The sequence below is a fragment of the Mesorhizobium sp. M7A.T.Ca.US.000.02.2.1 genome (assembly GCF_003996995.1).
Lineage (GTDB): Bacteria > Pseudomonadota > Alphaproteobacteria > Rhizobiales > Rhizobiaceae > Mesorhizobium.
In genome coordinates this window covers 1-2399 of record NZ_RZTT01000639.1, presented here as the reverse complement: position 1 = coordinate 2399, position 2399 = coordinate 1, and the positions used below count along the sequence as shown (strand labels likewise).

General features: G+C 55.2%; 1 protein-coding gene. It reads left to right on the top strand.

Annotated elements, in window-relative coordinates; all coding sequences use genetic code 11:
- Positions 1-761 precede the first annotated feature (761 nt).
- A partial coding sequence (locus tag EOD15_RS32885; protein WP_148129771.1) for a hypothetical protein occupies positions 762-2399 on the top strand: 1638 nt, incomplete at its 3' end.

Here is a 2399-nt window from a genome sequence, read left to right as displayed (position 1 = left end):
GCATCTTCCGCCCATGCCAGCAGCTACGCCGCCAGAGCGTCATCCGCAGCCTGCTTGATCAGCCATTCGATGTGATTTGACCACATCTGCAACACCTCGCGCTTCTCCTTGACGTTGCTATAGAGATCGTAAATTTCGCCAATGTCTCCGGTTCGGGCTCACAGCCCGTCCATATAGCCGCCAGTCTGCTGCCTTCGAGTGGCCCATGTTGGCCGCGGCCAGGAAGTGGCGATGATTGAAAGGACAAAATCAGTTGCCGAAACTCATCGCAGGTGACGGTCTGGTGGCAATTTGGGCACATCTTGTGTCTCGTCGCCAGTAAACACGGATGCCCGGCAGGAGACTGAGCTCGCTGCCGGCGGAAATCGTAGAGCGCCAGCGACGCATTCTGATCTTTCGTCAGGCAGTCGACCGCCTTGGCATACGCCTCGGCCTCCATCTCGATCGACCTGAACCGGTATCTTGTGCGCCATCCGGACGATCTGGGAAAGCTTGGCCGGGCCGGCGCCTTCCCAGGCGCACGGGAAGAGCGACGACCCATGTGGACCTTGGATTTCACTCCGCACTTACGCTGCTTTGGCCTTGTCAGCAGCCTGAGCATAACGCGTGCTCAGCTTTCAGGCCGAGCACTCATCCATTGTTGACAGCATCTGTCGTCATTCAGGATCGCCCCATTCTCGCAGGCCGCTTGCAGCTTTCAGGCTGTTGTCAGCCAGGGCCGCCATAAAGGGTCTCGTTAAACAATTCAGGAGGCCGTTCCAATGATCAATCAGTTTGCGAGACTTTTTCGAGGACCAGGTATGCAGGCTTGTTTCAGGACAAAGAACTTTCTGGCGGCAACCACCGCGATGACGACGGTATTCCTGCCGGCTGTGTCTCTCGGGGTGGGTCTGGTAGCATTTCCAACTGGAGAAGCGTTGGCCGACGACCCGATTTCGATCCCGCTGGAGTATGTCGGGGAAGGCCATGACCGCCTGGGCATCTGGGCCAAGATCAACAATGGCAACGCGCAGCGATACGTATTCGACACGGGCTCGGACCAGCTCAACACGCAGATCGGGTCAGAGGTGACCGGGGTCCGCCCGATTGCCGACACGCCTTACGTATATACGTACGGGGACGGAACGTATGGTAATAAGCTTCAGAACGTGGAAATTGATAAATTTACATATGTCGATCCAGATCAAAAGATAACAATCGACGGGCCGTCTGTAAGCGATAAGAAATACCGGGCTGCTCGCATTCTCGATTTTGTCTATACCCATGCGTATTGCAAGGACAACAATCTTAAGTGCACGCCGGGATCCGTGACGGATGGACTTAAAGATATGTATGGTCAGGATCTCCAAGAACCTTATCACGCCGATAAGGAGCAGCGGGCGAAAATGACCGCTGGCAAGATGGCAGACGAAGGCGGCGATTTCGCAGGTACATTCGGGGCCGGCGATTTTCTTGGCAAGACAAGTGTCTGGGGCATGATGGGCAGTGTCACCAGGTCTGGCTACGTGGTCTCCGCCAATGTGAATCCGGATTCCGAGAGCGACCAAACGCCTGGCTGTTCCCCCTGCACGATTGTCAACCTCAATCCAAGCCTCCGGGCCCAATATACTAATGCCATGCCATGGGGAGAACCCGAGGAAAAAGATCAGGATTCTTATCAGAATTTTCCTGGCTCTGGCGCCAATGCCTCGACCGAATACGAAGGCAGCTACAATCTGCAGTACACGGTTAAGGATGGAGCCCCACCAATCACCGACCCCAACAAGACCGCGGTATTGCTCGACACCGGCACACCGGGCGGTGGCAGTCTGGAGATCAGTGATGCGATGCTGAAGCAATTTCAGGATGCGGGCGTCAAACTTAAAAATGTTCGGAGAAATGAGCAACGCGAGATCGTAAGCGCATCGGGCAACATCCCGAGCGTTACAATCGCAGGAACGGATGGCGATCCGGTAAGGCTGGACAATATCGACTTCACCTACACCAGCGGCACGACGGAACAACCCAATGACCAGACCAGTTTTGTTGCCGGTCTTGACTTCTTCAAAAACAGATCGGTCATTTTCGATCTGGAGAAGAAGTATACCGCTTATACGTCACATTTCGTCACTGCCAGCAACTTCTCTACCGATTCATCCGCACCCGAAGGGACCGGTCTGAGCAGGATCACGACGAGCATGGGGAATGAGGGCGGGTTCGGCATAGCGGGTGTCGTCTCCGGCTCCGGATCGCTGACGCTTGATACAAAGACGGTGGTCCGGATGACGAATGTCAACACCTACACCGGCGAGACGAATATTGCTCAGGATGCCTATCTCTCGCTTGCGGGGCTCGGCAACATCCAACGGTCAGCGAAAGTCGTTGCAGACGGCACGTTCGATATCTCCGAACATGGAAAT